General features: G+C 38.2%; 20 protein-coding genes. 14 read left to right on the forward strand and 6 right to left on the reverse strand.

Going from position 1 to position 25,054, the window contains the following annotated elements; translation table 11 throughout:
- The first annotated feature begins 24 nt into the window (after positions 1 to 24).
- Entirely contained in the window at positions 25 to 1,230 is a 1,206-nt protein-coding gene (nagA, locus tag V7122_RS17795; RefSeq protein ID WP_335527944.1) for an N-acetylglucosamine-6-phosphate deacetylase, read from the forward strand.
- 76 nt (positions 1,231 to 1,306) lie between these two features.
- Here nagA and V7122_RS17800 read toward each other — a convergent pair whose 3' ends face one another.
- On the reverse strand, positions 1,307 to 2,398 hold the full coding sequence (locus tag V7122_RS17800; RefSeq protein ID WP_335354878.1) for an ABC transporter ATP-binding protein: 1,092 nt from the start codon (positions 2,396 to 2,398) through the stop codon (positions 1,307 to 1,309).
- 269 nt (positions 2,399 to 2,667) lie between these two features.
- Between V7122_RS17800 and V7122_RS17805 the strand changes: the two genes are divergently transcribed.
- Entirely contained in the window at positions 2,668 to 3,693 is a 1,026-nt protein-coding gene (locus V7122_RS17805; RefSeq protein ID WP_335527947.1) for a hypothetical protein, read from the forward strand.
- A 140-nt stretch (positions 3,694 to 3,833) separates the two neighbouring features.
- The gene (locus V7122_RS17810; protein ID WP_335527951.1) at positions 3,834 to 5,066 is read left to right on the forward strand and encodes an ATP-binding protein; all 1,233 of its coding nucleotides are present in this window, start codon (positions 3,834 to 3,836) and stop codon (positions 5,064 to 5,066) included.
- Between the two features lie 105 nt (positions 5,067 to 5,171).
- On the opposite strand, the gene V7122_RS17815 is transcribed toward V7122_RS17810, so the two are convergent.
- Positions 5,172 to 5,549: a DoxX family protein gene (locus tag V7122_RS17815; protein WP_335527954.1), complete on the reverse strand. Its 378-nt coding sequence runs from the start codon at positions 5,547 to 5,549 to the stop codon at positions 5,172 to 5,174.
- A 160-nt stretch (positions 5,550 to 5,709) separates the two neighbouring features.
- Between V7122_RS17815 and hemG the strand changes: the two genes are divergently transcribed.
- Positions 5,710 to 7,098 carry a protoporphyrinogen oxidase gene (gene hemG / locus V7122_RS17820; RefSeq protein ID WP_335527957.1) on the forward strand — a complete coding sequence of 463 codons (1,389 nt, stop codon included), beginning with the start codon at positions 5,710 to 5,712 and terminating at the stop codon, positions 7,096 to 7,098.
- 175 nt (positions 7,099 to 7,273) lie between these two features.
- The gene (locus V7122_RS17825; protein WP_335527960.1) at positions 7,274 to 8,140 is read left to right on the forward strand and encodes an AraC family transcriptional regulator; all 867 of its coding nucleotides are present in this window, start codon (positions 7,274 to 7,276) and stop codon (positions 8,138 to 8,140) included.
- A gap of 52 nt (positions 8,141 to 8,192) precedes the next feature.
- Here V7122_RS17825 and V7122_RS17830 read toward each other — a convergent pair whose 3' ends face one another.
- The 3 genes from V7122_RS17830 to V7122_RS17840 form a co-directional block, all read right to left on the reverse strand.
- Positions 8,193 to 9,095, reverse strand: a complete 903-nt coding sequence (locus V7122_RS17830; protein ID WP_335527963.1) for an NAD-dependent epimerase/dehydratase family protein — start codon at positions 9,093 to 9,095, stop codon at positions 8,193 to 8,195.
- Between the two features lie 80 nt (positions 9,096 to 9,175).
- Entirely contained in the window at positions 9,176 to 10,411 is a 1,236-nt protein-coding gene (locus tag V7122_RS17835) for a CynX/NimT family MFS transporter (protein ID WP_335527966.1), read from the reverse strand.
- Between the two features lie 230 nt (positions 10,412 to 10,641).
- Complete coding sequence (locus V7122_RS17840) at positions 10,642 to 12,750, reverse strand: helix-turn-helix domain-containing protein (protein WP_335527968.1); 2,109 nt, start codon at positions 12,748 to 12,750, stop codon at positions 10,642 to 10,644.
- A 165-nt stretch (positions 12,751 to 12,915) separates the two neighbouring features.
- On the opposite strand from V7122_RS17840, the gene V7122_RS17845 reads away from it, so the two are divergent.
- From V7122_RS17845 to V7122_RS17855, 3 genes are all read left to right on the forward strand, one after another.
- Positions 12,916 to 14,094: a M20 family metallopeptidase gene (locus tag V7122_RS17845; protein ID WP_335527970.1), complete on the forward strand. Its 1,179-nt coding sequence runs from the start codon at positions 12,916 to 12,918 to the stop codon at positions 14,092 to 14,094.
- A gap of 145 nt (positions 14,095 to 14,239) precedes the next feature.
- A complete protein-coding gene (locus tag V7122_RS17850; RefSeq protein ID WP_335354366.1) occupies positions 14,240 to 15,427 on the forward strand; it encodes a hypothetical protein in 1,188 nt (395 codons plus the stop codon).
- A 125-nt stretch (positions 15,428 to 15,552) separates the two neighbouring features.
- Positions 15,553 to 16,782: a Zn-dependent hydrolase gene (locus V7122_RS17855; RefSeq protein WP_335354365.1), complete on the forward strand. Its 1,230-nt coding sequence runs from the start codon at positions 15,553 to 15,555 to the stop codon at positions 16,780 to 16,782.
- A 185-nt stretch (positions 16,783 to 16,967) separates the two neighbouring features.
- Here the strand turns inward: V7122_RS17855 and V7122_RS17860 are convergent, their stop codons facing one another.
- Positions 16,968 to 18,368, reverse strand: coding sequence for a sigma-54 interaction domain-containing protein (locus V7122_RS17860; protein WP_335354364.1), 1,401 nt, complete (start codon positions 18,366 to 18,368; stop codon positions 16,968 to 16,970).
- A gap of 257 nt (positions 18,369 to 18,625) precedes the next feature.
- Between V7122_RS17860 and V7122_RS17865 the strand changes: the two genes are divergently transcribed.
- From V7122_RS17865 to V7122_RS17890, 6 genes are all read left to right on the forward strand, one after another.
- Positions 18,626 to 19,450, forward strand: coding sequence for an SDR family NAD(P)-dependent oxidoreductase (locus tag V7122_RS17865; RefSeq protein ID WP_335354363.1), 825 nt, complete (start codon positions 18,626 to 18,628; stop codon positions 19,448 to 19,450).
- A 27-nt stretch (positions 19,451 to 19,477) separates the two neighbouring features.
- On the forward strand, positions 19,478 to 20,917 hold the full coding sequence (gcvPA, locus tag V7122_RS17870; protein ID WP_335527973.1) for an aminomethyl-transferring glycine dehydrogenase subunit GcvPA: 1,440 nt from the start codon (positions 19,478 to 19,480) through the stop codon (positions 20,915 to 20,917).
- Positions 20,904 to 22,481, forward strand: a complete 1,578-nt coding sequence (gcvPB, locus tag V7122_RS17875; RefSeq protein ID WP_335527975.1) for an aminomethyl-transferring glycine dehydrogenase subunit GcvPB — start codon at positions 20,904 to 20,906, stop codon at positions 22,479 to 22,481. Before gcvPA ends, gcvPB begins: the two co-directional genes overlap by 14 nt.
- 99 nt (positions 22,482 to 22,580) lie before the next feature.
- Positions 22,581 to 23,402, forward strand: a complete 822-nt coding sequence (locus V7122_RS17880) for a basic amino acid ABC transporter substrate-binding protein (RefSeq protein WP_335527978.1) — start codon at positions 22,581 to 22,583, stop codon at positions 23,400 to 23,402.
- Positions 23,403 to 23,473: 71 nt separating this feature from the next.
- The gene (locus V7122_RS17885; RefSeq protein ID WP_335354359.1) at positions 23,474 to 24,130 is read left to right on the forward strand and encodes an amino acid ABC transporter permease; all 657 of its coding nucleotides are present in this window, start codon (positions 23,474 to 23,476) and stop codon (positions 24,128 to 24,130) included.
- Positions 24,127 to 24,849: an amino acid ABC transporter ATP-binding protein gene (locus V7122_RS17890; RefSeq protein ID WP_335527981.1), complete on the forward strand. Its 723-nt coding sequence runs from the start codon at positions 24,127 to 24,129 to the stop codon at positions 24,847 to 24,849. Before V7122_RS17885 ends, V7122_RS17890 begins: the two co-directional genes overlap by 4 nt.
- Positions 24,850 to 25,054: the final 205 nt, after the last annotated feature.

The following is a 25,054-nucleotide window of genomic DNA, read 5'->3' on the forward strand; positions in this document are numbered from 1 at the left end:
GGAACCTAACAAGGGTGTGATGAAGTGAACAACCTAGGTCGTGAAAAATTATTGTTGAAGAATATTAATATTTATTCCCAGACAGGAATAATCAACAATGGATTTATCAAATTAGAAGCTGGAAAGATAGCTGAAATTGGCGAAATGGCAGATTTAAAAAGTGTTAATGTCTATGGCTTTCAAGAACTAATTACACCTAAAAATTATACAGTGATACCGGGGCTGATTGATGTTCATATTCACGGAGTAGACGGGGCAGATTTCATGGACGGAACGAAGGAAGCCCTTGATACGATGGCAGCTGCACTTCCAAAGGAAGGAACAACTAGCTTTATTGCCACAACTATAACCCAGTCAGAGGAAGCAATTGCAAATGCATTAATCAACGCGGGAGAATATATAGAAAACCAGAATAATAGGAATCAAGCTGAAGTACTTGGCGTTCATCTTGAAGGCCCTTTTATTAATAAAAAAATGTCGGGTGCTCAGCCCGTTCAATATATTATTGAACCTAATGTAGAAATATTTAAAAAATGGCAAGAGCTAGCGAAAAATCATATTAAACTAGTTACTTTGGCCCCTGAAATTGATGGAGGAATAGAGCTTATCGGTCACTTGAAAGAAACAGGCGTCATTGCTTCAATTGGCCACTCAGATGCTACATATGAAGTGGTTATTGGGGCAATTGAGGCCGGAGCAACTCATGCCACGCACCTTTTTAATCAGATGAGTGGATTGCATCATCGCGAGCCAGGTGTCGTAGGTGCGGTATTTTTAAGAAAGGAATTAAGAGTAGAGTTAATTGCGGATGGAATACATGTTAAACCTGAGATTGTGAAACTAGCCCATAAAATGATAGGCTCTGACCGGATTATCTTAATCACAGATTCTATGAGAGCCAAATGTTTAAAAAATGGAAGCTACGATTTAGGCGGTCAAGAAGTTACTGTACAGGATGGAAAAGCTGTATTAAGCAATGGCACCTTGGCTGGTAGTATATTGAAACTAGGACAAGCGATAAAAAATATGATGTCCTATACGGGCTGCACACTAGAGGATGTCATCCGAATGGGATCAGCTAATCCTGCAATACAATTTAATGCCTTTGATAAAAAAGGCAGCCTTGCTGTTGGGAAGGATGCTGATTTAGTCATTTTAGATGAGAATTATGATGTGTATATGACACTTTGCCATGGCACAATTGCATATAGCAAAGGCGCATCTCCTTGAAAATCATAATCAGGATTAAATTAAACGAGAGGCCATCTTTTAAGGTTTCCTACCTTACCAGATAGCCTTTTTACATTTATCCAATCCTCTTTTCCGTTTCATCATCAAAAAATTGGACCTTATTCATATCAAAAGCAAGCCTAATTCTTTCTCCGCGTTTAATATTAGCGTCTGAATCAAGACGTGCGACAAAACCTTGACCCTCTAAACTCGCATTAATCATTAATTCAGCACCAGTTAGCTCGGAACCCTCAACTTGAGTCAAAATAACGGATCCATTTTCTATGGAGGTAGAAACATGATGAATATTTTCAGGACGAACCCCAAGGATGATATTTTTACCTAAATAGCCTCTTTCACAAAGGAGTTTCATTTTTCCCTCAGGTAAAGAAAGGATAGTACTTCCTGCTCTAAATCCGCTCTCTTCAAGAACACCATTAATAAAATTCATTGCAGGAGACCCAATAAATCCTCCAACGAAAATATTTTCAGGATGATTATAAACCTCCATAGGAGTTCCGACCTGTTGAATGACTCCATCCTGCATAACAACAATTCTAGTTGCCATCGTCATGGCTTCTGTCTGGTCATGAGTCACATAAATGGTCGTCGTTTGTAATCGCTCGTGCAGTTTGATAATCTCTGAACGCATTTGAACACGCAGCTTTGCATCGAGATTAGAAAGTGGCTCGTCCATAAGAAATACCTTGGCATCACGAACAATAGCCCTCCCTAATGCAACACGCTGACATTGTCCTCCAGATAGAACGTTTGGCTTTCGATCTAAATAGGCTTGAATACCAAGAATATGGGCTGCCTCATTTACACGCCGGTCGATTTCAACTTTTGAATATTTCCGGCGCTTTAATCCAAATGCCATATTTTCATAGACGCTCAAATGGGAGTATAAAGCATAGTGCTGAAAAACCATAGCCATGTCTCGATCTTTTGGAGGGACGTCATTAACCCTTTTTCCATCTATATAGAAACTCCCGTGTGTAATCTCCTCAAGTCCAGCAATCATACGCAAAGTAGTTGATTTTCCGCACCCTGAAGGCCCAACGAAAACGATAAATTCCTTATCATAAATATCAAGACTAAAGTCCTTAACAGCAGTAAATTTCTTATTATAGACTTTGAAAATATGCTCGAGTTTTAATTCAGCCATTTTTTAAGCCCCTTTTTGTATAGATTCATGTCTATTGTAACATTTACATTTAGATCCGATTATGGAAAATGTGCGACAACTATGAATAAATAGTCATCAACGCGAAATATGGTATAATCATGGGAAAAGTGCCTAGGTAAACAACCCATCATCACAATAACCTTCTTAATATTCAGTAATACTCGATGGCGTGTGAGGATATTTTTCAGAAGGTTCTTGCATTTTAATATAATCCATTCATGCTAATTTAGCAAAAAGGGGGAGGAATCATGGCAATAGCATTTCAGAATAAAGAAGAATGGTTTAAGTTTTATGATAGCAAGGGAAATCTGATTGAGCGGAGGACTGAGATCCGTTTTGATCCGATCACCGGGGAATCATCTCGTCTTATTTATGATTCTGGATTAGTATTTACACCGCCAGACTACACAGAAATTGCTAAGCAAAATGGGGGGGCTAGATGTCCCTTTTGCCACGAAAACTTATTGAAAATGACCCCGCTCTTTCCGAAAGAAATTACTCAAAATGGGCGAATTATTAAAGGAGAAGCGGTAGGCTTTCCGAATCTGTTTCCTTATAGTAAGCATAACGGGGTTGTTATTTTCTCCGGACAGCATTATGTTCGCCTAGAAGAATTTACAACAGAGTTAATTACGAACGCATTTCTGGCTGCACAGGATTATTTAAATAGAATAATGGAGTCTGATCCTGAAGCAGGCTATGCATCTATCAATTGGAATTATTTGCCCAACTCTGGTGGGAGTGTTCTTCACCCTCATATTCAGGTTTGTGCATCAGATTCACCGACAAACTATCAAGCTCAGCTCGAGGAAAAAACAAAAGACTACGAAGGCAATAAGGATGTATTTACCAATCTTTATGAAACGGAAAAGGCAATTAGAGAAAGATGGATCGGAGAAAAAGGAAATGTAGCTTGGATGCATGCCTACGCTCCGAAAGGTCAAAATGATTTTGTCGCTATATTTCCCGAAAAATATTCAATAAATGATCTCAATGATCAGGATTGGACAGATTTCGCAGTTGGATTGAAGGCAATCTTCCAAACGCTGATAGAACAAGGATTTGCAAGCTTTAACTTAGCGTTAAATTTTTCGTTAAATGAGGATTTAAAGCAAGCCATTCATGTCCGTCTTATACCGCGTTTCACTATTGGCATGATGGACACGAGCGACATAAATTTCTATCAGGCCCTCCACCAAGAACCACTTACATACAAAGTCCCAGAAGAGGTAGCAGCAAGAGCCCGTGAATTTTTTTATAAAATTAATGACTAATACTAAAAGCATGAATTCGAACGGGTAAAAGCCCAAATGATTCATGCTTCTTTTAGCCTGTTAAGCGGACGGGGAGGAAATTGTCGATTTTTAGCGAAAAGAGGTATAATAAGTATTATTATTTATTGTGAGGAACTCTGATGAACAAAGTGAAAGTAGACTATTTACTGCAAAATGAGGAAAAGCGGGCACTTTCTGCCTATTTACTATCCTTTTATATCACCTTAGCTTTGTATGATATTTTTTATTATTATCTTTATCCAAAGTTTATTTCGAACACCGAACCTGGGCTAATCGGCCCATTAAGCTATTGGAACTATGTAATCTATATTAGCTTAATCCCTGTTTCGTATCTGCTGATGAAAAGAAATAGGCTTCATATCATTAAGTACTTATATATTCTCGTTTATTTGGGAATCACGGCATTAAGTGATATTATCATGTTTTTGGGGGAACCTGGCGAGTATAGAAGCGGAAATGCGGCTGAGCTTATCTTGCTTTTATTTTCTCCTATATTTATTAACCAACGTTTTTATTGGACGGTGGTCGGCGTTTCGTTATGCAGATATTTAATAGTAGGAATCTATATAAAATCGGCAGCAGTCGTCATTCCGATGGCCATTATTAGTATTTTATCTGTGATTGCATATATTTTTATGAGACGTTTTTCTTCCTATATTTTCGCATTGACTTCAATACACGAGGAGATGCGGCATAAGGAAAAGCTAGCATTTATTGGGCAAATGGCTGCTTCAATAGGACATGAGATAAAAAATCCCCTAGCTTCCTTAAAGGGTTTTACCCAGCTGCAAAAAGAAAAGTACGTAGATGACCAACAGTATTTTTCCATTATGGATCAAGAAATAGACAGAATTAATTCGATCGTAAATGATTTATTGGTACTTGGCAAACCGCGATCTCCTCACTTTCAATTGAAAAATATAAATGAAACTCTTTCCTATGTAATATCTATAAATCAGCAGCTGGCCAGCCAAAAAGGGATAGCGCTTACATTAGAAATTGACGAGAATATTCCTTTAGTTGTTTGTGATGAGAATCAGTTAAAGCAAGCATTTATTAATCTTATTAAAAATGGTATTGACTCTATGCATAATGGGGGTCAGCTAAAGGTAGTTTCTTCGTTTCAGACAAGCAATACATTATCTTTTAGCTTTATTGATCAGGGGTGTGGAATTAGTCAATCTGATAAGGAAAATCTATTCGCCCCATTTTACACAACAAAGATTGATGGTACCGGTTTAGGGCTGATCGTGACCAAAAAAATAGTAGAAGATCATCAAGGTCAATTAAAGATTGAAAGTGAAATGAACAAGGGAACTAAGGTAGAAGTGATTTTACCGATTGAACAATAAGCAGTCGTTGGAGAGTTTAATGTAAGGATTTTATTCCAAACTTTCTTCTCCTATTTTAAAAGCCAGTGCATGGATTTTACTATTCCCCTGCACAGGCTTTAATGTTTAAACCCTTTTAGTTGGCTGACTATATAAAATAAACAGCAAAATGAGCATCACAATGTCTAACCGAGCATTGGCTGCAAATTGAAAAAATCCAGTATGCAAGGTTGGAATCTTCGTTAAAATAATAGCGACAATCATGATGCCAATTAAGGGCAATGCTGCATTTGCTGCACTTCTATTTAATAAAATTAAGACGCCGCAGATTAATTCCACTATGGCAACGATATACATCACTGAAATCGGATAAGGCAGTCCTAAGTTTACAAAATAAGTCCCCATCTCAGGATTAATAAATTTTATTATTCCAGCGATGATGAATACGTAGGCCACAGCATATCGAATTAATTGGTCCGTTGAAATGGATGTTTTAATGGCCAACCCCTCCTTTATACAACTGTATGCAGTTTAAAGGACAAACAGTCTCAGAAAATCAAAAGACCCTTTTAGTCACAAAATTGTTGGAAGATGAACCGTAGGGTTTGAAGGACTAAGTATGGTACACTTTTTATAATCAGGATTAAAAACAGGGGTGTCAAAATTGAAAACAGTATTAGTCATTGGCGGAGGAATCACTGGATTATCTGCCATATATGAGTTACATAAATGGAAAAAAGCCAATCAATCTGATGATAGGCTTATTCTTGCAGAGGCTTCTCCAGAGCTCGGAGGGAAAATTCGCACGGTTAAAGATCGTGGCTTTATTATGGAGGCGGGAGCTGACTCGATTGTCTCCCGTAAAGTCAATACGATGACATTTATTAAAGAACTTGGATTAGAAGATGAAGTTGTCTATAATGCCTCCGGACGGTCATTTATTTATACCGAGAATGAACTTAAGCAGATTCCTGCTGATGCAGTGTTTGGAATTCCGACAAGTGTTGAGTCCTTAGCAAAGACTACGCTTGTGTCTGCTGATGGAAAAGTAGAAGCACTGAAGGATTTATATACAAAAAACGATACATTTACAAAAAATGATTCCATTGGTGATTTCCTAGAATATTTCCTAGGGAAAGAATTAGTTGAAAAACAAATAGCCCCTGTACTATCAGGTGTATATTCAGGAAAATTAAGCGACCTCACAATCGGCTCAACTCTTCCATATGTTTTGGATTACAAAAAGGAATACGGCAGCATTATAAAAGGGTTTGAAGCCAATAAGGAAAAATTTCAAAGCGGGGGAGGAAAGAAGTTTTTTTCCTTTAAAAGCGGCTTAGGGAAGCTTATTGATACTTATGAAGAAAAACTCGGTGATGCTGAAATATTAAAAAATACAAAGATAAATAAAATAGAGAAAAGCGGCGAGCGATATCAAGTCATATTGCATAATCAAGAAATAATTGAAGCAGATTATGTTGTTCTAAGTATACCTAGTAATGAGGCCGGGGAGTTATTTAATGATTCAGAGCTGGAAAAGTGCTTTTCCCAATTTAGAAATAGCTCTCTCATTAGCATGTATGTTGGTTTTGATGTTCCAGACAGTATTCTTCCTGAAGATGGAACAGGGTTTATTACTTCGGAAAGTCATGATGTACTATGTAATGCCTGTACATGGACTAGCCGGAAGTGGGAGCACACATCTCAAACGAAAAATTTGCTCGTCAGACTTTTTTATAAAAGCAGTATTCCTTCATTCTCATCTTTATCAGAAATGAAAAAAGACCAACTTCTGCATACAGCTCTTTCGGATATTCACAAAAGCTTAGGGATCACAGCTGAGCCTGTTAGTTGCGAGATTACAAAATGGACAGACAGTATGCCGAATTATTTAATCAGCCACCCGCATATAGTAGAAAATTTAGAGGAAAAACTGTCAGCATTCTATCCAGGAATCATGCTTGCAGGCTGTTCTTATTACGGTGTGGGTATTCCAGATTGCATTGAAAATGGGGCAAATATAGCAGAGAAAATTATTCTTAAACTTCAATAAGATTGGTTTTTTAATAAGAACAGCCTTGGCAGCTGTTCTTTTTTAACCTACAAAGACGATCTATCTATTTGAAAAAGATTTTATGGAAAGGAATTAACGCACTGTCCAAACAAAGCATAAATTGACAGGATTCTATTTCCTGCTTTTGTTAATATGAAATCAAGGGAGTGAGACGATGGCTTGGATTGAATCTATTCAAAAGGCGATAGACTATATGGAGGATCATTTGCATGAGGATATTACAATTGATGAGATAGCTAAACAAGCAAATGCCTCGGCATTTCACTTTCAGCGAACTTTCACGATCTTAACAGATATATCTGTTGGTGAATATCTAAGGCGAAGGCGACTAACTTTAGCAGCTCAGGAGCTTTCTAGAACAAACTGCAAAATTATTGATCTAGCCTATAAATATGGCTACGACACTCCTGAGGCTTTCACAAAGGCATTTCGCCGACAGCATGGTGTTTCACCAACTGAAGCGCGAAAATATATGGGAAAGCTGAAATTCTATGAACGCCTGATCATACAGGTAATTCTGAAAGGAGCAGAACCGATGAAGTATAATGTATTAGAAAGAGATGGTTTTCAGGTGGTTGGCATTAAGAGGGAGTTTTCCATTGTCAATGGGGAAAATTTAATAGGCATTCCTAAACTGTGGGATGATGTTCTTAATGATGGAACAAGTGAAAAGGTAGCACGTCTGAACAATGGGCAAATCAAAGGTGTGCTAGGTGTGTGTGCTGATAAAAAAGGAGATGGGCCATCTGGGGCAATTGATTATTGGGTGGCAGCCGAATACGATGGAAATGCACCTGAAGGGTTTTTAACATTGGATATTCCAGCTGCCAAATGGGTTGTATTTGAAGTACATGGACCGATGCCTGAGGCGATGCAGAAGACATGGAAGAAAATCTACTCGGAGTGGTTCCCTACAAGCGGCTATGAGCATGCAGAAGGTGTACCACAATTAGAAGTATATCCTGATGATGACGCATCTAGTTCTGATTATTATTCGGAAATCTGGATTCCAGTAAAATAGGGCATAAGAGCAGGAAGCTATTCACATTTATGAAAAGCTCCTGCTCTTATTTTTAAGTATTTTGTGCATGACTAATTGAATAATAATTGATTAAATCCTCTAACACTCCATCTAAATCAGCAAAGGTGAATCCAAGATCTTCTGCCTTACTTGTATTAATAGACCAAGAGCCTTCAAAAGAATAAGGAGAGGCATTTTCCTTTGTTAGTTTATCCGTAATTTTTGCCTTTAGATTTAATTGCGACTCGATTTTTCCTAGCAGTTCCTTAAGTGAAATATCCTTTTTACAGCCAGGATTGATAGAGCCAGTGAAAGAGGATGCGCCTATATCAAATAAAAATTGGGCAGCATCATCAGATAAGATAAAACTATATCTGGCTTCAGGATTGGAAAGGCCGATTTCTTCATCTTTAATGATTTTATCTATATGGAACTTTAATCTGTTTGTAAAGTCGTCCTTGCCGATAACGATTGGAAAACGGACAGCTGAGACCTCGATTTCATTCTGAGAGAATAATAGAGCCTCAGCTGAACGCTTTGCTTCTTGATAGCCGGAATATCCACTATATTCTTCTCTCGGCCGTTGCTCATAAAGAAACTCGTATGGATTAAAATTCTCTTCCCTATGATTAATCCCAAAATCATAGACTGCCTGAGTAGATGTGAAAATGTATCTTCTCACTTTTCCTGTTAAGGCCTCCAATATATATTGTACCTCAAGCGGGGATTGGCATGTTTGGTCATAGACAATATCCCATTGACGACCCGCAAGTGTATCGTAAATCGACTCTTTATTTCGCCTATCCAATTTTAATCTTTCCACCTGATCTCCAAATGGGTCCGGTGTTATTCCTCTTGTGGCAACTGTAACCTTATCGCCATTCTGCAAAAGCTTCATAACTAATTTCTTTCCGAAAAACTGGGTTCCTCCTAATACTAGAACTCTTCTATTCAAGTAGCTACCTCTTTTCTATTATGGATAATAATAAAATACTAGATATAAGGGAAAATTCCTGCATTTATGATAGTTCTATTTTAAGCAATAGTGGAAGGGGCTTTCTTATGCTCGTGTGTGTTTGTTTTTTCCTGTAAAACATATAAATTTCGTCCGGCTCCAATTCCAGCTATCGTGTAAATAACTGTAATGATAACAAGCAGAATTAACGGAATCGTCCAAGTATGAAAGAAATCAAATATGAAACCAATCATAAATGGTCCAAGTGCTGCTAATAAATACCCAACAGATTGCGCCATCCCAGAAAGATCAGAGGCTTGCTTTGCATTTGCCGCCCGCAGCCCAATAAGAGTTAGACCGTGGCTAATAGCTGCTCCAAGGGATATTCCAAGCATAATAATACAACAGATAATAAGGGCTTTATTCGTGACAAACATTAATCCGAATAAACCAGTTAAGCATAGGAGGCCAATGCCTAAGGCAATACTTTTTTGGTTTGGAAGCCGATCAGCAAGAATAGGAATAATGATGTTTGCAGGCAACCCAGAAAATTGGAATATAGTAAGCATCCAGCCTGCAATAGCAATATTAAATCCTTGAGTATGCAGAATTTCTGGAAACCAGGCGGTTATACTGAAATAAACCATTGATTGCAATCCCATAAAGAGGGTTACCTGCCATGCTATAGATGAAAACCAAATGCGCGAGCCGGTTTGTTTTTGTTTGGGGCTATCAAAGGTTATGTCTTTCACTTTAAGTTGAGGCAGCCAAAAGCCGATAGCTATTAAAATGATTAGTGCCCACATTCCAAGGGACATTTTCCAGCCTAAGCCAACCGAATCGGCAAGCGGGATGCTAAGACCAGGTGCTAAACCAGCAAAAACTCCCATTGAGAGAGTATAAATACCAGTTAAAAGCCCGACTTTTCTTGGAAAGGATTGTTTGACAATTCCAGGTAGCAGTACATTGCAAACGGCAATTCCTAAGCCGATCAAGATTGTTCCAGAAAACAGGAGAGAAAGTGTGCCGGCAGAGCGAATCATAATTCCTGAACCTAAAATACATAATCCAATCATAACACTCATTTCATTTCCAAGCCTTCTTGCGATTTTGGGCACAAAAGGCGAAATCAGTCCGAAGGCAATGAGCGGCAAGGTAGTTAGCAGCCCTGCTATCCCATTAGAAATTCCTGTTTCATCCCGGATGTGCCCTGTTAAAGGGCCAATCGAGGTAATCGCAGATCTTAGAGTAAATGCAACGAAAATAATACCGATCATTAGCAACGTATTTTTATTTCTTATTTGAATATTTTGCATGGATATTAATTCCCCCAGTATTCAGAACAAAATAGATCCTTCATGGTGTTTCTATTCAATTGTTGAAAAATCAGCAGGAGAATCTTTCATATTCGCATTATTATAATGAATATTCAGAATTTTGTACAGGGAGGAATGTAAAAAAGTACCTGTCCTGAAATCATTTGCAATAGGGCAATGGACAGGCACTCATATGATTATCGAATGTTTGAGAACAGAATAACTGGAGCCTATTCGTTATTAGAAAAATTCTCATGCAGATGGCAGGCTAATAATATTTGTAAATAGTCATCTGGATCATTGAAATCAAGCTGGAGCAGTTCCTCAATCTTTTTTATGCGATGATAGAGTGTGTTTTTATGAACATGCAGCCTTTCAGACGTTTCGATTATCGATTTGTTCAGTCTTATATAGGTGAAAAGTGTTTTTTCTAAATCATTGCTTTGTGCTCTTTCCGATCGCAATGGAGCCAAAATATCATTGGCAAATTGCTCAATTTCCGGGGAAGGCTGTGCGAGAAATAGTCGATTGATCCCCATCTTTTTGTAATTCATGACTCCTGTTTTATGCCGGGTGATTAAAAAAGCAAGTGATTTTTTTGCCTCGTCATAGCATTTCGAAATGGCGTGCATTCCCTTATAAGAGGAACTAAGACCGGCGTAAAGAGGGATGTTTTCTTGGTTTCCCCATTTCAATAATAAGGAATCGAACATCGATGCCAATTCATCAAGTTCACTTGGGTGATTTGTGGAAAAGAGAATCGTGACTTTATTATGAAATCCATATATGAGTGTTCCTTTTTCAGGGATCCTCCGCTTTATTCTAGAAATGAGACGATGAATAACTGCCTCTAATATTTGCAGGTCTGTGTATGAAACAATTTCTAGCAAAAGCACGGAGAAGTATGAATTGGTATTTAAACCTAACGCCTCTCCAATTTCCTCCAAAACGACTGAATCTTTATTGTTCAGCAGGTCATTGAAGACTTCTTTTGTTTTTTTATAATAAACTTCTGCCTGGGTTTTTTGCTTTGTTAGCTCTAGTGCCAGAACAGAGCTTGCTTGTTCAATGGTCATTTTGTCTTGGGATGAAATCGGTTTTAGAAACGGGATAATAAAACAGCCTAGGGAAACGCGGTCCGTTAATATCGGATATACATAATATTTCATTTCCTTCTCATCATTAATATCTATATAAAATGGTTTTGTCTTAGACCTGAGGATTTCAGCAAACTCGTCATTGCTTAAATATGGATAATGAATTGTTTTTTTCGGAAAAAGCTCGGAGTCTAGATTATCAAAAAAGAAAACCTCACTGCCCATCATTCGATTTAATTCCCTGATGATGTACTCTACACTTTTATTTTGTAAGGAGAGACGAGTTAAGTTTTCATGAATCTCTGCTCTCCTTAATAGGAGTCTATTTTTTTCCTCTAAGCGTTTTGTTAATTCTGTGATTTCTTCTAATTGAGCATTTTTTTCCTGATAAAGTCTTGCGTTTTGAATGGCAATTGCTGCTTGCGCCCCGAAGCCCTCTAATAATCGAAGATCGTCCTCTGTCAATTTTCCTTCCGCTTCGTATTGATGAACAGTCATGACACCTATTGGCTCGTTATCTAATTTTAGAGGGACTGAAATGAGGGATCTTAATTTAGAATGATCACTAGCGTTTTGAATATTAGTGAAGTTCCTCTTCGAAAGAGTTTCCATTCCTTCGTAGATTTCGGATTTTGAGTAATAGATTACAGGATTTCCATCGCGATATACTCTTCCTGTAATGGATTCCCCGAATTTTACTCTGATTGCTTGCAGCTTATTATTAAATCCAATTGCTGATTTTACCGTTAAATCCTTTGTTCGATCATTGGCTAATTGTACATAGCCAGCATCTGCAGCAGGAATGACGCTCAGGGCTTGATTAACAATCTTATCAAGAACCTCGTCAAGCTTTAGGGAGGCAGTGATTGAAAGGGTGCTCTCTATCATACTTGTTAGCTCAATCTCTTTTGCGCATATTTTATTTTCTAGACCAACTACAGAAAAAAGGATATAAAGTTCATCAAGCTCAAATCTAGACAAGTGGATGGCGGAATTAGAAAGTTGAAAATGGACCTGATCATTTTCTGAGTAGAAAAATGTGTAAAGGATATGATTAGTACTCGGCTGAACGTGGTACTTTTTTACTGAGTGATATGCTAATAAGGGAATATCAATATCTGTCATATCACCATGAGAATATAGGAGTTGGGCCCTTTGGTTTGTTTTTTTGAAATAATATAGTTTGAAAGAAATATGATTAAATTTATTTTGAAGTAAAGTAAATAGCTGTTGTTTTATCAAATAAAATCACTCCTTATGGACTATTATACAATAATTAGACCTTAACATTGTACAAATGAACATTGAATTAATTTTCAGATATTTTATTATATTCCATATAGAAAAACAACTGAATATTTCTATTTCGATAAAATATTCTAGCCGTTTAAGTGGGAGTGAATGAATATGAACAAGCTTTATGAGTTATTAGATCAGGCTTACGATGAAATGGTAGAAGTACGCCGATATTTACATCAATATCCAGAGCTTTCTTTCCAAGAGGAAAATACACCCAAATATATTGCTGAGTATCATGAAAAGTTAGGCCATGAGGTCCGCACAGGTGTTGGAGGACGTGGGGTTGTAGCCACAATGCGCGGTGGAAAGCCTGGCCAAACAGTTGCATTGCGTGCTGACTTTGACGCACTTCCGATTAAAGAAGAAAACGATGTGCCATATAAATCAAAAGTAGTTGGAGTTATGCACGCTTGCGGACATGACAGCCACACAGCTACACTGCTTGTCTTGGCAAAAGTATTAAATATTATAAAGGAAGAGATTGAAGGAAATGTTGTCTTTATTCATCAGCATGCGGAAGAGGTTCTGCCTGGCGGAGCGATTGCGATGATAGAGGATGGCTGTTTAGATGGAGTCGATGTAATCTTTGGCCAGCATATTTGGGCAACTGCTCCTGTGGGAACAATTGAATATCGGCAAGGACCTATGATGGCAGCCGCTGACTTCTTCAAAGTGAAAATCCAAGGCCGTGGGGGACACGGTTCACAGCCGCATCGCACAAAAGATAGTGTTGTCATTGGCGCACAGCTTGTTGGCAATATTCAGCAGATTGTTTCTCGCAGAGTATCTCCACTTGATTCAGCGGTAATTTCCATTGGTTCATTTGAAGCAAAGAATGCTCCGAATGTCATTGCGGACTCTGCATCACTTGCTGGTACAGTGAGGACCTTTAATGAAAAGACGCGTGAGTTTATTGAAATTGAAATAGAACGCATTATTAAAGGAACATGTTTAGCTGCAGATGTAGAATATTCGTACGACTATCAAAAGGGCTATCCAGCAACCTGCAATCCGAAAGAGGAAATGGAGTTTGTTGTAGAACTCGCGAAACAAGTACCTGGTGTTAAAGCTGTTGTTGAAATTGAGCCGGAAATGGGCGGAGAGGATTTTGCTTATTATCTTCAAAAGGTTAAGGGAGCATTTTTCTTCACAGGCGGACAAAATCCTGATTGGGAAGAAACCTACCCACATCACCATCCTAAATTTGATATCGATGAAAAAGGAATGCTGATCGCAGCGAAAACTTTAGGAATAGCGACTTTAACCTATTTAGAAAATAATAAATAGTAGAAGGATACGTACCGGATTGTTTCTCAAGCACGACTAAACCCGGTACACATTCCATTTCAGTATAAAGACATTTTTTTTCGTATAATTGTTTGAATCTTTTGTAATATTGGTAAATTGATTTTAATGAAAGGGAGGGATTCTCATGTCCCAAATGTTAGCTTTAGTCATTGTTGTTTTCATATTATATATTGGAGATTTTATTTCTACTCGAACAAAAGCCTGGATCCCATCCGTATTTGTGAGTGCGGTTTTATTTCTTATCGGATATTGGACTTTTTTCCCGAAGGATATCGTACCTATTGCTGGTGTACCGCCAGTTGTTGCAACGATGGTGATTTATTTAATCATCACAAATATGGGGACGTTACTTTCAGTTAAAGAACTAATAAAGCAATGGAAGACGATCGTTATTGCGTTATCTGGTATTTTAGGAATTATTGCTGCGTTATTTGGAATTGGGACATTTATTTGGGACTGGAACACTGTTGTAGTTGCGATCCCGCCATTAGTAGGTGGAATCGTTTCTGCTGTTATTATGTCTGAAGGTGCAAAAGAATTAGGTCTTATGTCCTTATCTGTATTTGCCATCGTTATTTATGTCATGCAAGGTTTTGCAGGTTATCCATTAACTTCTATCGTATTAAAGAAGGAAGGAAAACGGCTTCTTAAGGAATATCGCAGTGGAAATTTATCAAAATTAGAAGCTGAACAGAGTGATTCTAGTGAAGAAGATGAACCGAAGCTATTTAAAAAGCTGCCTAAAGAGTACAACACAGATTATTTTAAATTCCTTCGTCTAGCTATTGTCGGTTTACTAGCTTATCTTGTATCAAAGTCATTTGCACCAATTTTCGAGATCAGTCCGTTTGTATTATGTTTAGTATTTGGCGTTATTGGAAGAAGTGTTGGTTTTCTGGAAAGACAAATTCTATTTAAAGCAAATGGCTTTGGAATAGGTATTATGATTTTAATGCTCTTTGTTTTTGACTCATTAAAAAATGCGACTCCAAGCATGTTGCTTGAAATTATCTATCCTTTAGTTGGAACTATTGTGTTAGGTGTAATCGGAATGTACATCTTTTCGTTCATTATCGGAAAGGTATTGAAGGTGAGTAAAGAAATGGCGTTTGCGGTTTCCTTGACAGCATTATATGGATTTCCAGCAGACTATATAATTACGAATGAAGTCATTAAATCATTAACAAAAGACAAAAAGGAACAAGAGGTTCTAACAAGTCATATGCTGCCGCCAATGCTTGTTGGAGGATTCATCACCGTTACAATGGTTTCCGTAGTATTAGCAGGTATTTTCGTAGGATTCTTGAAATAATTTTAACTTCATTCAACAGAAATTGAAAATATTGCGGGTTCGATTTATTTGGTAAAATGAAATGGCCAAGTAATATCGGCCCGCTTATCTTTCATTTTGTAAGTTCTAGTTTTGGAGGGATTCATATGTCAAAGTCTCAACAAAGAATTGAAAACCATATTAAAGAATTGCAAAAATTTACGGCAACTCCGGGAAAAGGGGTAACTCGCCTTACCTATAGTCAAGAGGATTTACTGGCAAGAAACTATATTAAAGAATCCATGGAGGAGTATGGTTTAGCAGTCCGTGAAGATGGTTTAGGCAATATTTTTGGAAGGCTTGAAGGAAGTATGAAGGATACGCCAAGTGTTATTGTCGGTTCTCACTTTGATTCAGTCCCTAACGGCGGTGCATACGATGGAGCTGCTGGAGTTGTCGCAGGTCTAGAAGTGGCTGCCCTTTTTCAAGAAAAGGGATTGAAGCCAAAATATCCATTAGAAGTTATTGCGATGATTGAAGAAGAGGGATCGAGATTCGGCGGAGGCCTCATGGGATCAAGAGGAATCATTGGCACACTGAACGAGGAAGATTTCAAAAAACTTAAGGATTCGGACGGAATTTCAACGGTTGAAGCGATGGAGGCAATCGGATTAGATTCATCCTTGGTCAAGGTAAGAGATCCGAAAACAATGAAGGCTTTCTTAGAATTACATATTGAGCAGGGCCCGATTCTAGAAGAAGCTAATATTCCAATTGGCGTTGTAGAAGCGATTGTGGGCTTGACTCAGCTTGAGGTAACGGTTGAGGGTCAAGCAGGCCATGCAGGTACAACTCCGATGGATCGCAGATCAGATGCGTTAGTGACAGCAGCAAGAATTATTGCACAATTACCTGATCTTGCCCAGAAAGAAGGGGAAGGGACGGTCATCACTACTGGCCGCTTACATGTCTATCCGAACGGTGCAAACGTTATTCCGGATAAAACAATTTTCACAATCGACATTCGTTCAGGAAAAGAAGAGAATGTTCAAAGTGTGCTGGAGAAGGTGCAGACATTAATTCAGTCCTATCAAGTAGATGGCATTCGGATCTCGGTAAAGCAGCAATTATATATTCAGCCAAAAGCACTTAGTGAAAATGTTCGTTCTCTTCTCAAGCAAAAGAGCGAAGAATTGGGAATTGCCTATTGTTCGATCAATAGCGGCGCCGGACATGATGCTATGGTCTTTTCGGATGTTACAGAGGTTGGCATGATCTTCGTACCAAGTAAAAACGGTTTAAGCCATTGTCCAGAGGAATGGTCTGATTCAGGTCATTTAGCTAATGGGGTGCATATTTTATTCGAGGCTGCGAAGAGTTTGACAGAGGCGGAATAGGAGAAAATAGGAATCCTCCAAAATGTAACTTTCGACATTTTGGGGGATTTTTATAGGAAAAAGCCAAGAGCGGTCACCAAACACTGTCAATGGTGCACGCTCCATCCAATATTTCCACCCAATGATAACCAATGTCCTCTAAGTCTAATTCTATCTGATATTTAGTCTTATGAAATATGAGTTTTCTATGAAGGAATATGTAGTTTTTCCATTTTTCGGTATAGAGTACGAACGCTTATCCCTAAATCTTCGGCTGCTTTTTGCTTGCCAATATAGCTAGTACCGTAATACTGAAGCTTCTGAATAATGACTTCCCGTTCGGCTTCAACTAGTGATGGTTCTTGTTCGTGCATTTCAATAGAAGTGCTTAAACATTTCTGAAAGAGGTAGGAGGGAAGAGATTGTTCGGTTAATACATTTTCTGTTTCCATATTCATACTATACTCAATGACATTCTCAAGCTCACGTAAATTTCCTGGCCAATGATAGGAAGAGAGTGATCTTAAGAATTCATCTGTATAGGAATAAATCGTCTTACCGGTACGATCCTGTAATTTTTTAATTATGCTTGAAACAAATAAAGGTAAATCCTCCATTCTTTCCTTTAATGAAGGAAGAGTAATGGGAATAACATTCAACCGATAAAAAAGATCCACTCGAAATAAATGATCATTCATTAGTTGAAATAATGATTGATTTGTAGCTGCTATTAGGCGAAAGTTAACCTTCCTTGAACGTGTTCCCCCTACCCGCTGAATCACGCCATCCTGTAAAACCTTTAATAGCTTCGGCTGCAAGGATAAAGGCAAATCTGCAATCTCATCTAAAAAAAGCGTTCCATTATCCGCCAATTCAAGATAACCTGGTTTTCCCTTTTTTCTTGCATTCGTAAATGCTCCCTCCTCATATCCGAATAATTCACTTTCAAATAAATTCTCTGGAATTGTTGCACAGTTTAATTCAACGAATGGTCCGTTTTGGACAGCACTTGTACTATGAATATATTGAGCTAGTAAGCTCTTTCCCGTACCTGTTTCTCCAGTAATTAATACGGAGGAGGAACTATTTTTTATGTTTCTAATAATTTTTTGAATTTGAAGGAAAGAAGGACTTTTTCCAAAAATATAGTTTGGCGCTGTTTTTGAACTTGCTTCCTCCACTTTCATTTCATTACTATCCCTCAATATGGAAACAATGATTTCTTTTAATTGTGATAGCCACTTTATGTAATAGTCTTGATTTTCTATTAAAATCCTTTCATTCCCATCAGAGAAGCTGACAAATGAAATATACCCATATTTTTTCCCATGGATGATCATGTCTTGGATTAGCTCTGCTTTAGAAGGGCAATTATTGATGAAATGACATCCTGTGCACATATTCATTTTTCCCGGCTGATGCAGAAAAGTAATGTGGTTGCCGTAAAGAGTTTTAAAGAATGGAGCGTATGCCTTTTCTCCCTTAATGTGAATATAGTTTTCTGTTGCGGCAATTAATTTTCCATCAGGATTAAAGCAGGCAATATCAAGGTGAAGGAGTTTAGAAAAAGCTTGGATAACTTTCGAAATAGAATTTAGCAGAATCATTTGTCTACTCTCCCTAAAAATTTCTATGTAAGACTCTTTTATTCTATTTATAAAATTCAGAATAGTCAATCGTATGAGGTGTCATGTGCCATTTTTGACACAACTTTTGTCATGCCTGTCAAAAAAGTCTGTCAATAAAACTGTCAAAAATTGCTGAAATATAGTTAAGTTCTTTCAAAATCATATTTATTTAATAAATGTGAAAATTGGCACAGTAATTGCAAGTAATAGATTGTAATAAAAAGGAGGGACTAAAAATGATTGACGTAAACAGCAAAGAAAATAGCAAAACATGGAGTGGATTAGATTACGAAAAATTATTAGGACTTAAAGATAAAGTGGTTGTCATTACAGGAGCTGCCTCTGGCATCGGCTTGGCAACTGCTGAATTGTTCGCAGAAGCAGGTGCAAAAGTAGCCATTATTGACATTAATGAAGAGAAAGGAACAGCCGTTGCGGGTTCAATGAATGACAGGGGGTGGAAGTCTGTATTTTTCAAATGTGATGTGACTTCATCTGCTGAATGTGAATCAGTTGCCAAACAGATTGAACAGGAGTTTGGGAGAATTGATGTTTTGTTTAATAACGCTGGTGTTATTAGAAGAAAAACGGTCGTTGATCATACAGAAGAGGATTGGGATATCGTTCTAAATGTTTCATTGAAAGGTGCCTTCTTATTATCAAAGTTTGTCATCCCAGTTATGGCGAATAATGGCGGTGGCAGTATTGTCAACACAGGTTCAGGCTGGGGGTTAAAAGGCGGAGATCTAGCGGCTTCCTATTGTGCTGCGAAAGCAGGCGTAGTCAATTTAACGAAAGCAATGGCCATTGATCATGGAAAACAAAATATTCGTGCCAATTGTATATGCCCTGGTGATACAGATACTCCATTACTTAGAGATGAAGCGAAGCAATTACAGCATGAGGAAGAGTCATTTCTTAAATCATCTGCTGTTGGGCGTCCTTTAGAAAGAATTGGCACGCCATCTGATATTGCCAAAGGTGTTCTGTTCTTAGCGAGTGATATGGCCTCTTGGGTAACAGGAACAGTGTTAACGGTTGACGGCGGAGGATTAGCTTAAAATTTTTATTAAAAGGAGAGAAACATGATGGGAAAGTATAACGCGGGAGCACATCCATATATTCCAAATACAGCTCCAGAAGTAAAAGAGGAAATGCTGAAAGAAATTGGTGTTCAAACGATTGAAGAGCTTTTTGATGGTATACCTGAAGAATTGCACTATAAAAAAGAGATGAATATCCCGGAATCATTATCAGAATACGAGTTAAAAAGATATATAGATGGGATTTTAAACAAAAATATCAATACAAAAGAGTACTTAAACTTTTTAGGGGCAGGCTGCTGGAATCACTTTATTCCTTCTGTTTGTGACGAAATCAATTCACGTGCAGAGTTTTTAACTGCTTATGCTGGAGATCCTTATGAGGACCATGGAAGGTATCAAGCGTTATTTGAATATCAAAGCTTGATGGCCGAATTAGTAGATATGGATGTTGTCAATGTCCCAACATTTGACTGGGCTCAAGCTGCGGCAACCTCAATCCGGATGGCTGGACGTATTACTGGCCGAACAGAGGTATTATTGCCGAAAACGATATCCCCGGACCGTTTGAAAGTTATTAAAAATTACTGTTCACCATTTATCGAATGCATACTTGTGGACTATGAAGAAGATTCCGGTCAAATCAATTTGGCAGATCTTGAAGAAAAGCTGTCTGCCAATACAGCAGCCGTTTATTTTGAAAACCCTTCCTACCTTGGTTTTATTGAAACTCAAGGACAGAAGATTAGCAGTTTAGCAAAACGCCAGGGTGCGATTACGGTGGTAGGGGTTGATCCAAGCTCCCTTGGTGTAATGGCTCCTCCAAGCCATTATGGGGCAGATATTGTTTGCGGCGATCTTCAGCCGCTTGGGATGCATATGAGTTATGGAGGCGGCCAATCAGGATTTATCGCCACTCATGATGATATTACTTTTGTACAGGAATATCCTTCGAGATTGTTTGGAATTGCGCCGACTGTAGTTGAAGGTGAATATGGTTTCGGAGATGTCTATTATGATAGAACATCTTTTGCCCAAAGGGAGAACGGAAAGGAATCTGTTGGGACACAAACAGCTTTATGGGGGATTACAGCTGGTGTCTACTTATCATTGCTAGGGCCAACAGGAATGTATCAGTTAGGACAGTCCATCATGCAAAAATCGCAATATGCAATGGGACAGCTTGGAAACATACCAAGCGTAGTGGCATCCCGTTTTGAATCCACAAACTTTAAAGAATTCGTGGTTGATTTTAACCATACTGGTAAATCCGTGAAGGAAATTAATAAATATTTACTTGATAATGGAATCTTTGGCGGAAAAGACTTATCTGAGGATTTTCCTGAATTAGGCCAATGCGCATTATTCTGTATTACGGAAATTCATTCAAAAAAGGATATTGATCAACTTGTTAGTACGATTCAGCAATGCTTAGATTCGATCGAAAGCAAAGAGGAAGGGGAGAATGTACATGCAAAAAATTAATAGATCCCATAAAGTTAGAAATTTCCATCAGGCAAAGTGGGATGAGCCGATTATTTTTGAACTTCACAAAAGCGGGGAGCGAGGAGTTTCCCTTCCAGCAGTAGAGGATGAAATTATCAATAGTGTAGGAGATGGAATTTCTGCTATTCCATCTGAAATGGTTCGAAAAAGACAGCCTAATCTTCCTGAGATTTCCCAAAATCGTGTTTTGCGCCATTATTTGAGATTATCACAAGAAACACTGGGAGCGGCTTTTAACGTTGAGATTGGGCAAGGCACTTGTACGATGAAGTATTCCCCAAAAATAAACGAAACCTTTGCTTCATCACCAAAAATGTCTGAGCTTCACCCGTTACAGGATGTTAGTACAGTACAAGGAATTCTTGAAGTGACGTATAAATTAGATTTATGCATGCGAGAGATTTCGGGAATGGATTATTTCACATTCCAGCCAGGGAGCGGGACACAATCATTATTTACGATGGCTTCCATTGTACGCGCCTACCATAATGCGAACGGTGAAGGAGAACAACGGAATGAAATCATTACAACTAGTTTTTCACATCCTTCCGCGGCGGCAACGGCAGCAGTTAAAGGGTTTAAAATAATCACCTTACAGCCAGACGAAGAGGGCTTCCCTGATATCGAGGAGTTAAAAGCGGTTGTTTCCGAAAGAACAGCTGGATTTGTCGTTGCGAATCCAGAAGATACTGGAATTTATAATTACCGTATTAAAGAGTTTACAAAAATTGTCCATGATGCTGGCGGAATTTGCTATTATGACCAGGCGAATGCCAACGGATTACTCGGCATTACTCGCGCCAAAGAGGCAGGCTTTGATATGTGCTTTTTTAACCTTCATAAGACATTCTCTACACCTCATGCTTGTGGAGGCCCTGCGACAGGAGCTCTCGGAGTGTTAAGCAAGCTAAAGGAATTTTTGCCGGGACCAATTGTTGAAAAACAAGATAAAAAATATGTTTTGAATGACAACTTAAAACATAGTATCGGGAAAGTACGGTCATTCCAGGGCGTTCCGCAAACAGTTCTTCGAGCCTACGCTTGGATAAGAGCGCTTGGCGCAGAAGGCTTAAAGGATGTAGCCCAAATTGCTGTCTTAAACAATAACTATTTATATCACAAAATATTAAAAATCCGCGGGGCAAGTGCTCCTTATATTAATGGAAAAAGGCTGGAGCAAGTTCGTTATAGCTGGGAACAGCTAACAAAGGAAACAGGGGTAACTACGGATGATGTTTCTCGCCGGATGGCTGATTTTGCCCATCATTATTGGTCAAGCCACCATCCATTTGTCATACCAGAACCATTTACACTTGAGCCAACAGAGTCATACTCTAAAGCAGATTTAGATGAATATATTGCATCCTTAACACAAATTTCAGACGAAGCCTATACAAATCCAGAACTCGTGAAAAATGCTCCACATAATAGCACCATTCATCGAGTGGATGACCAAGACTTCTTTGAAAATCCAGAAAAATGGGCTATTACTTGGCGCTCTTATTTAAAAAAGGCTAAGAATACCGAGAAAATTAATTCCTAGGTTTGTACCTTAAGTTAAATCGACCCATCAGTGAGGACAAGGCTCTTGACTGATGGGTACTCCTGTACAGTAAAAAATAAAAGAGGAAGTGTAGAGAAGATGAAAAAACATCATCAATTAGTACTCTGTCTACTTACAATATGCATCGTTATTTTTACAGCTGCATGTGGAAAAAACTCTACGGAAAATACTAATGCTTCGGGTGAAAAGGAGCTATTAGTAGGAACAGATGCAGTAACACCACCATTCGTTTATATGGATAAAGGAAAAATAGTTGGATATGATGTGGACCTAATTAGTGCAATCCTGGATGAAGCAGGATATAAATATAAGATTGATAATGTCGGCTGGGATCCTTTATTTGCATTAGTTGAAAACGGGGAAGTCGATATTGGCATAACATCCATAACGATCACGGACGATAGAAAACAAACGTATGATTTTGCTGATCCTTATTTTGAATCTAAGCTGATGATTTTGGCTAAAGAGGGTACCGATATCAAAAATGCCATAGATTTAAAAGGGAGAAAGGTTGGCGTACAAAATGCAACGACTGGCCAAATTGCCCTTGAAAAAATAGTCGGTGAAAATAATTCAAATATATTAAAATATGAAACCCTTGGTGTAGCATTTATGGCACTAAAAAATGGCGATATCGAGGCAGTAATTACAGATAATACAGTGGCAAACGAATATGTCAAAAACAATCCAAATGACAAATTTGTCGCGATTCCAGATGATGAAAATTTCGAACCTGAATATTACGGAATTTTATTTAAGAAAGGCAACAGTCTGTCTGGTGAAATAAACAAGGCGTTAAAAACGATTATTGATAATGGAACATACACTGAAATCTATGAAAAATGGTTTGGAGTATCTCCTGATTTAGAGGTAATTAAAGCGCTTTCGACTGAGAAATAGCAGTTAAGTTTGGGGGATTGGGCTGCGCTTTTAACAACCTCTTGAATTAGCACAGGGATGGAGTGGGTGATATGGATTTTCGTTTTGATATCATAATTGATTATTTGCCTTTTCTATTGAAGGGCTTAGCGTTAACGATTGGCCTTTCAATAGGAGGAATTCTTATAGGAAGTGTTTTAGGCTTTTTTATTGCTCTTGGAAAAATGTCTAAAATTAAATGGCTTCGATTACCTTTTATTTGGTATATTAATTTCTTCCGTGGAACGCCGCTATTAGTTCAACTTTTTCTCATACACTTTGGGTTCATGCCGCTATTCATGTCCCCGGCGAGCACCATTGCTTCTGCTATTGCTGCCTTATCGTTAAATTCTGCCGCTTATGTAGCAGAAATATTTCGAGCAGGCATTCAGTCAATTGATAAAGGGCAGGAGGAGGCTGCCCGTTCACTTGGAATGAGCCAATCTCTTTCAATGAGGTTTATAATTTTTCCTCAGGCCTTTAAGCGAATGATTCCTCCTTTAGGAAATGAATTCATCGTATTGCTGAAAGATTCATCATTGGCTGCCATTATTGCTGCACCAGAACTCATGTATTGGGGAAGAGCCGCATCAGGGCAATATTTCCGTATTTGGGAACCGTATTTGACAGTTGCGTTTACGTATTTCCTGTTAACCCTCTCTGTAACGTATTTATTAAATAATGTTGAAAAGAGGCTGTCAAACACATGATTAAAGTGAAAAACTTAAAAAAGACCTTTGGAGAAAACGAAGTTCTAAAGGATATCAATATAAAAATTAATGAAAGAGAGGTTGTCGTTGTTATTGGGCCATCTGGTTCTGGAAAATCAACCTTTCTACGCTGTCTAAACAAATTGGAAGAGGCAACCTCTGGAGCAATTTTAATTAATAATATGGATTTAACGGCACCGAAAGTAAATATAAACGAAATTCGGGCGGATGTAGGTATGGTTTTTCAGCAATTTAATTTATTTCCCCACAAAACCGTACTAGAAAATATTACAATCGCTCCAATCAAGGTCCGTAAAAAGGGGAAAAAAGAAGCGGAAGAAAAGGCATACCAGTTGCTTGAGAAGGTAGGCCTTGTCAGTAAAGCAGATTCGTATCCAGATTCATTATCAGGCGGTCAAAAGCAAAGAATTGCGATTGCAAGAGCACTTGCCATGGAGCCAAAAATAATGTTGTTCGATGAACCGACCTCAGCACTAGATCCAGAAATGGTCGGGGAAGTTCTAGCTGTCATGAAGCAATTAGCCCTTGAAGGAATGACGATGGTCGTTGTAACACATGAAATGGGCTTTGCAAGAGAAGTCGGAGATCGGGTAGTATTCATGGATGAAGGATATATTATCGAGGAAGCTCCTCCAATTACTTTATTTACTGCACCTCAACATGAAAGAACGTCAGCATTTTTGTCAAAAGTGTTATAGGTAGGTAGAGAGAAGGAAGTTGCTTCTTACATTCATTTTTTTCATTGGCAGCTTACTAATATTTTCGTATAAGTTTAGTGGATTTTTAAAAATAGGATCGGGCTGTCTTTTAGATAGCTTGTTTTTCACAATAAGGTACCCGTCCTTTTGGGCTGGTACCTTATTATTTGGGGAAAATGCTGATCAGCTCAACAGATAATCCGGG

The organism is Bacillus sp. JJ1532, from assembly GCF_036965085.1.
Taxonomy (GTDB): domain Bacteria; phylum Bacillota; class Bacilli; order Bacillales; family Cytobacillaceae; genus Cytobacillus.